The organism is Mycobacterium sp. TH-M11 (assembly GCF_057473725.1).
Map to the genome: position 1 here is coordinate 1 of NZ_JBYCLD010000503.1, position 7,901 is coordinate 7,901.

The window sequence follows — 7,901 nt, forward strand, 5'->3', positions numbered from 1 at the left end:
GCGAGATCGCGCTGCTGTGGCTCGCCGATCAGGTGGACGCTGCGCTGTCGAAGTACCGCGCCGACAAGAAGATCACCGACACGTGGGAGGCGCGCGAACGGGTGGTTGTCGCGGTCACCGGTGGCCCGGAGTCGGAAACATTGGTGCGCCGGGCATCTCGCATCGCGTCGAAGTCCAGCGCGCAACTCATGGTGGTCCACGTAGTCCGCGGCGACGGGCTGTCGGGGGTGTCGCCGCGTGAGATGGGCAAAGTGCGCGAGCTGGCCGGCAGCATCGGGGCCACCGTGCACACCGTGGTCGGTGAAGATGTGTCCTGCGCGCTACTCGACTTTGCCCGCGAGACGAACGCCACCCAGTTGGTGCTCGGCACCTCCCGGCGATCCCGGTGGTCCGGCATGTTCAGCGAAGGCATCGGCGCGGCCACCATCAAGAATTCAGGCAAGATCGACGTCCACATGGTCACCCATGAGGCCGCCAACCGCGGTGCGGCGTTCTCGCCAATCCCGCCGCGGGCGCGGCAGGTGGTGTCCTGGCTGGCCGCGATCGTCCTACCGCTGACGATCCTGGCGATCACGCTGCGGCTGGATCCGACGCTGGACGTCGGCGCGAAGTCGGCCCTGTTCTTCGCCGGCGTGGTCGGCATCGGGCTGCTCGGCGGCGTGGCGCCGGCGGTGGTGTCCGGGCTGCTGTCCGGGGCGCTGCTGATCTATTTCCATACCGAGCCGCGGCATTCGTTCGCGGTCAAGAACCTGAGCAACGCGCTGACGATCGTGATCCTGCTCGGGGTCGCGATGGCGATCGCGGTGCTGGTGGACGCCGCCGCCAGCCGGGCCCGCGAAGCCCGGCGGACCAGTCAGGAAGCCGAATTGTTATCGCTGTTCGCGGCGTCGGTGCTGCGTGGCGCCGACCTGGACGCGCTGCTGGAGCGGGTGCGTGAGGCCTACTCCCAAGACTCGGTGTGCCTGGTGCGGGAGGTGGACGGTCGCCTGGTTCCCGTCGCAGGCGTGGGCACCGAGTCGTGCGTGACGGTCGATGACGCCGACACCGCGGTCAAGGTCGGCGACGAGCAGTTCTGGATGCTGATGACCGGGCGCGGCCTCACCGGGCGTGACCGGCGGGTTTTGTCGGTGGTCGCGACGCAGGCGGCGGGACTGGTCAAGCGTGGCGAGCTTGCCGAGGAGGCCGGCAAGGTCAAGTCGCTCGCCGAGGCCGACGAACTGCGGCGTTTGCTGCTGTCGGCGCTAGGCCACGACCTGCGGACCCCGCTGACCGCGGCGAAGGCCGCGGTGTCGAGTCTGCGGGACGAGGACGTCTGGTTCTCGCCGGAGGACACCGGCGAATTGCTGGCCACCGTCGAGGAGTCGGTCGATCAGCTGACCCTGCTGGTGGCCAACTTGCTCGACTCGTCGCGTCTGGCGGCCGGCGTGGTCCGGCCCGAGCTGACCGAGGTCTACCTCGAGGAGGTCGTGCAGCGCGCGTTGGTCGGAATCGGCGGACGCCGAACGATATACGGCCGCGCGAGCATCGACCGGGTGAAGGTCGATGTTGGCGGCACCGTCGTGATGGGTGACGCGGGCCTGCTGGAACGCGTGCTGTCCAATGTGATCGACAACGGGCTGCGCTACGCGCCTGCGAGCGTCGTGCGGGTGAACGCCGGCCAGGTCGGATCTCGGGTCTTGATCAACATCGTCGACGAAGGACCCGGTGTGTCCAAGGGCGCTGCCGAGCAGATGTTCCAGCCTTTCCAGCGACTCGGCGACTTCGACACCACCACCGGCCTGGGGCTGGGCCTGTCGGTCGCGAAGGGCTTTGTCGAGGCGATGGACGGCACCATCACCGCCTGCGACACGCCTGGCGGCGGGCTGACGATTGTGGTGGATTTGGCCGCGCCCCCTGCAGCAGCGGCGCCCGTGACGCGCGCCGGCGACGATGTAGAGCGCGACGATACTGCAGCAGCGGCGCCCGTGACGCGCGCCGGCGACGATGTAGAGCGCGACGATACTGAGGAGCGGCGCCCGTGACAAAAGTACTCGTCGTCGACGACGACCCGCAGTTGTTGCGCGCGCTGCGGATCAACCTCTCGGTGCGCGGCTACGAGGTGATGACCGCCCCGACTGGGTCGCGCGCCCTGGCCGTGGCTGCTGAACACCCGCCCCAGGTGGTGATCCTGGACCTGGGCATGCCCGACGTATCCGGTATCGAGGTGCTCGCTGGTCTGCGCGGCTGGCTGACGGCACCGGTGATCGTGTTGTCCGCACGCACCGATTCGTCCGACAAGGTCGGCGCCCTCGACGCAGGTGCCGATGACTACATGACCAAACCGTTCGGCATGGATGAACTGCTGGCCCGTCTGCGCGCGGCCGTGCGACGGGCAACGGTGGCCACCGGTGCGGACAACCCGGTGGTGGAAACCAAGTCCTTCACCGTCGACCTGTCCATCAAGAAGGTCATCAAGAACGGTGCCGAAGTCCATCTGACCCCGACGGAATGGGGGATGCTGGAAATGCTGGTGCGCAATCGTGGCAAGCTCGTGGGCCGCGAGGAGCTGCTCCGCGAGGTGTGGGGGCCCAAGTACGCAACGGAAACCCATTATCTGCGGGTATTTCTCGCACAATTGCGGCGCAAGCTCGAAGACGACCCGTCGCATCCCACCCATCTGCTGACCGAGGCGGGCATGGGTTATCGCTTCGAAGTATGAGAGCTGTTGCGCACGAACAGGTTAACGCCCGAACCGCGACCGCCCGGCGCGCCAGCAAAACTACGCGTTGCGCCGTAACCGGATAAACCCTGGTGTAACCTATTCCAGTATCAGCTTCGGCAAAGTCGAAGCCCACCCGTGCAGAGTGGCGGATGAGAGTATGCAGCATCACATCATTGTCAGCGGTGACGATGCACTGGCCACCACCATCATCGAGGAGTTCGAACGCGCCGGCATCAACGTCGCCAGGCTAGCCGCTGACGATTTCACCACGATGTGCGACGTGCTGGAAAGCGCCCATATCGCCGACGCGCTGGCGGTGGTGTGCGCTGGTGACGATGACGCGGCCAACCTCGAAATTGCCTTGCTGGCAAGACGATCCAATCCTTCCGTGCGCGTGGTCGCCAGGTTGGCCAACGACGTGTTGCGCGCGGCGATGGCCGCCGACAACGGTCCTGGCGCGATCTTCGACGTCGCCGAACTCACCGCGCCGTCGGTCGTGGAGGCGTGCCTGGCGCGCCGAACGCACCCGTTCGAGGCGGCCGGAACCCAGTTCCTGGTCTTCGGCAGCGAGGCGCCGCGGGCGGCCACGCTGCGCGAGATTTACGGCGACCTGGCCCCGGTGGCCATCATCCACGGGGAGAATTCGTCGAGTCCTGGCGAGATCGAGGTCTGCCCGACCCGCAATCAGCGTGTGCTTGCCGGCGACCGTGCGGTGATGATCGGCACTGCCGACGAGTCGGCCGAACGTGGCGCCAAGGTTCGCCGACCGGTGGGCACGCGGTCGCAACGAGCAGCGGTGCGGCGATTCTTCGACGGGGTGAAGGCCGTCGTCAACGACTTCAACCCGGCGTTTTATCCCGCGCTGGCGGCCGCACTGACCATGATCGCCATTTCAATGCTGGTGTTGCGCTTCAACTATCAGCACCCGCGCATGTCCTGGGTCGACGCGATGTATTTCACCATCGAGACGATCACGACGACGGGCTACGGAGACTTCAGCTTCGCGCACCAGGAAACCTGGCTACGCCTGTTCGCCGCGATGTTGATGTTCGGTGGTGCGACGACCATTGCGTTGCTGGTCGCATTCATCGCCGACGTGCTGCTCTCGCGCCGCTTCGTGTTCGCCTTCGCCCGCCCACGGGCGCGACACCTGCGCAATCACGTCATCGTTGTCGGGCTGAGCGCCCTGGGGATGCGCGTGGTCACCGACCTGGTGAATACCGGTCATGACGTCGCGGTCATCGAGATCAACGAGGACAACCGATTTTTGTCCGCGGCGCGCGCCCTCGATGTGCCGGTGATCTTCGGCGACGCGACGCTGGTCCAGACGCTGCAGGCCGCTCGGGCCGACCGGGCTCGCGCGGTGGCCGTGCTGACCCGTGACGACATGATCAACATTGAAACCGGGATCGTGCTGGCCGAGATGCTGGGGCCGAAAGTCATTCCCAAAGCCGACAAGCGTGCCGACATCTCGGTCGTGCTGCGAGTATACGACCGAGCGCTGGGTCTGGCGGTCGCGCAACGGTTCGGCTTCGAGAACGTCCGATCCTCGGTTGCGTTGGCCGCGCCGTGGTTCATCGGCGCGGCCATGGGTGTCGAGGTGCTGGGCACCTTCTCGATCGGCCAGAGCTCGTTCATGGTCGGCGCGATGCTGGTGGCCGAGGGCAGCGAACTCGACGGGATGCAGCTGGGCTCGTTGTCCAATAAAACACGCGTGATCGCAATCTGCCGCGAAGACGCCCCCATCGACCTGCGCCCCCGCCACGAAGGACGACTGCGGGGCGGCGACACCGTCTACCTCGTCGGGCCCTACCGCGAGTTGGTGGCCACGCTACGTAAAGGGCTGCCGCCCCGGCGCGCCGTCACGGCCGAGACCGGGACTGGCGACGTCGCCGAACCACCACGACAACCGCGCGAAGCCGAGATCGGCCGCCAGGCGCGCACTGGCTGATCAGTCCACAAGCGGGCATTTCCCGCAACACGCTTGCAATAGATCCTGGCAAACTGCTCTGCCGCCGCGAGACGCTGCGGCCGACCCCTTAGAATCACTTCGGACGCACGGGTGGGGGCCCAACGCGAAGGCCGCCGGGATGTTGAAGCCTGAGCAACATAAAGAATTAACCTGAGAGATAGGTGATTGCTGCAGCACTTTGTCCGTGCGCGGCTGCAACGAATTGCGCGCCTCGCAGTCTCGAACCAATAATGACATGTCTACCGTCCCAGATAACCCGCTGGTGGGCGCGTTGTCCCGGCACCGGAAGCCGCGGATCAGGCATTTGCTCGACCACTGCCGGAAGGTGAAATCATGCTGTTGGGGAGCGCTGAGTTGCAGAACTGCAGCCTGTCGAGCGTCGCGCGCCGGGCCACTTCGAGGTCCGCAACGACTCCAGCGCGGGCCGACGACGCGCCGTGCAGTGGAGAGAGAAAATTCAGGGCACGTGGCACCATTCATTCGACGGCCACGGCCGGATGCCGAGCCGGCTCGACCGCGGTGAATTAGAGGGGTCACCGAGCAATGGATTTCGGGAACTACCCGCCTGAGGTCAACTCTGCCCGCATGTACGCCGGCCCTGGCGCCGGCCCGCTGCTGGTTGCCGCCGAAGCCTGGGATGCGCTGGCGAGCGAACTTCATTCGGTGGCCAACTCGTATCGGTCCGTGGTGTCGGGATTGACCGCCGGCCCATGGACGGGTCCAGCCTCGGCGTCGATGAGTGCGGCGGCGGCGGCGTATGAGGGCTGGCTGCGAGCCACCGCCGCGCAGGCCGAGGAAACCGGCGCCCAGGCCAAGTCCGCGGCAGCCGCCTACCAGGCAGCGTTCTCTGCGACGGTGCCGCCTCCGATGGTCACAGCAAACCGCACTCAATTGATGACGCTGGTCACGACGAACCTGTTCGGGCTCAACACGCAGGCGATCGCGGCCACCGAGGCCCAGTACAGCGAAATGTGGGCGCAGGACACAGCGGCCATGTACGGCTACGCCGGTTCGTCGGCATCCGCGACCACACTGACACCGTTCAACCCACCACAGCAGAACACCAACCCCGGCGGGTCGGCCGGCCAATCAGCTGCGGTCAGCCAAGCTGCCGGCAGCTCTGCCGGCAATGTCCAGAGCACCGTGTCCTCAGTACAGCAGGCGTTCTCCGGCATACCCAACACGCTGCAAAGCCTCTCAACGGCGGCGCCGGCCGCTGCCACCACCAGTCCGCTGGATTTGGTCAGTGACCTGATTTCGATATTCCTGGATGTCCCGGCCGACCTAGTCGGCATTTTCGTCGCCATACCGCTGAGCGTCGTCGCTCTGGTGGCACTTCCCTTCGATATCGCCAGCTTTCAGGTCAGTTACCACACCGATGACATCGTCAGCGGCTGGGACGGCGTGAAGGGGTGGCCGGAGGAAGGTGCGGTGCCGCCGACCGAGTTCCCGGCGAAGATCACCAACCTGGGTCAGACCGCAGCCTCGGCACCGGCCCTTTCGGCGGGCCTGGGCGAGGCCAACACGGTCGGAGCATTGTCCGTGCCGCCGACGTGGACCGTCGCCACCCCGGCTGTGCGTCCCGTCGCGATGACGTTGCCGGCGTTGCCGGCCACCAGCGCTGGTGAGGAAGGCGGCTCGGGAAGCACATTGAGCCAGATGGCACTGGCGGGTATGGCCGGACGAGCCATGGCCGGAACCGGCGGCGGCCGAGGTGGCGGCAAGGCGCCGAACGGCGGACCTGCGGCGACTCGCACCGCGGTCGCGGCGACCCCCGGCGACAGCAGAGCGACGAGAGACGCGGACCGGACAACGCAGGACGAGCCTCGGACCGTGGTCACCGGCGTCGCGGCCGAGCTACGCGAATTCGCCAAGCTCCGCGACGAGGGAATCCTGACCGACGCCGAATACTCCGAACAAAAGAACCGCTTGCTCGGTCGCTGAATCGCCCGCCGCCGTGCGTGGAAGGTTGCCAGGAAGAGGATTGCGCAGCAATGGATTTCGGAATTTATCCACCGGAGGTCAACTCTGGCCGGATGTATACCGGTCCGGGTCCGGGGCCGATGCTGGCCGCTGCACAAGGCTGGGCCAGGGTGGCCGACGAGTTGTACACCGCAGTAGACGGTTACCAGTCGACAGTGTCCGAGCTGACGTCCGGAACGTGGTCGGGTCCGTCGGCATCAGCCATGAGCGCCGCCGCCGAGTCCTATGTGGCCTGGTTGAGTGTCACAGCCGCGAAGGCCGAAGAAACCGCTGTCCAAGCCCGGGCGGCGGCCGCCGCCTACGACGCGGCGTTTGCCTCGACGGTGCCGCCGCCGGTTATCGCGGCAAACCGTAGCCAGCTGGCGGTCCTGGTGGCGACGAACTTCTTCGGTCAGAACACCCCGGCGATCGCGGCGACCGAAGTCCAGTACGCCGAAATGTGGGCGCAGGACGCCGTGGCGATGTACGCCTACTCCGGTTCATCGGCATCGGCGACCGCGCTGACCCCGTTCACCTCTCCCGAGCAGAACACCACTCCCAGCGGGACAGCCGCCCAAGCGGCCGCGGCCGGCCAGGCGATGAACAGCTCTGCCGGCAATGCGCACACCCTCATGGCGAGTGTTTCGCAGACGCTCGCCGCGGTGCCCGGCGCGCTGCAGAGCCTTTCTACCGCAACGCCCGCAGCCCCATTGGCAACCAGCCCGCTAAACGCGATCGGCGACCTGATCAACATTTTCCTCAACACACCGACCCAGCTGACGCTGTTGGGTCTGATCATCCCGTTGTCGATTCTGGGTGGGCCGGTTGACATTCCTTTCGCTATCGGGACTAATCAGGTCAGTATTCACGCGGATGGCATCGTCAGCGGCTGGGACGGGGTCAAGGCCTGGCCGGGCGAGGGGCCGGTGCCCCCGACCGCGTTCCCGGCAACCATCACCGGTTCTGGCCAGGCCGTCTCGGCAGGTTTGGGTGAAGCGAACACCGTCGGCAGGTTGTCAGTGCCGTCGAACTGGACCGTGGCCGCGCCGGAGATACGTTCCGTGGCCATGGTTTCGCCGATGAATACCGCCGGGATCACCGCGTCGGCACCGTTGGAAGCCGGCTCGGCGAGCACGTTCAACCAGATGGGGATCAGCGGCATGGCCGGGCAGGCCATGGCGGGCCCTCCGGCTCCCGCCGCCGCTGCGGAAAACGGCAAGACGGTGACCGGTGCACGTCTGATGGCTCGCGGCCCCGGCACCGATG

At 66.5% G+C, this 7,901-nt stretch carries 5 protein-coding genes; all 5 read left to right on the forward strand.

What is annotated here, in order from left to right; translation table 11 throughout:
- Positions 1-2,021, forward strand: a 2,021-nt coding sequence (locus AC2VOG_RS19215; protein ID WP_486941420.1) for a DUF4118 domain-containing protein, incomplete at its 5' end; no start/stop codon positions are given.
- Positions 2,018-2,698 carry a response regulator gene (locus tag AC2VOG_RS19220; protein ID WP_486941421.1) on the forward strand — a complete coding sequence of 227 codons (681 nt, stop codon included), beginning with the start codon at positions 2,018-2,020 and terminating at the stop codon, positions 2,696-2,698. The genes AC2VOG_RS19215 and AC2VOG_RS19220, both read left to right, overlap by 4 nt.
- A gap of 160 nt (positions 2,699-2,858) precedes the next feature.
- Positions 2,859-4,652 carry an NAD-binding protein gene (locus AC2VOG_RS19225; protein WP_486941422.1) on the forward strand — a complete coding sequence of 598 codons (1,794 nt, stop codon included), beginning with the start codon at positions 2,859-2,861 and terminating at the stop codon, positions 4,650-4,652.
- 564 nt (positions 4,653-5,216) lie between these two features.
- Complete coding sequence (locus AC2VOG_RS19230) at positions 5,217-6,617, forward strand: PPE family protein, SVP subgroup (protein WP_486941423.1); 1,401 nt, start codon at positions 5,217-5,219, stop codon at positions 6,615-6,617.
- A 50-nt stretch (positions 6,618-6,667) separates the two neighbouring features.
- Positions 6,668-7,901: PPE family protein (locus AC2VOG_RS19235; RefSeq protein WP_486941424.1), on the forward strand; the 1,234-nt coding region annotated here is incomplete at its 3' end.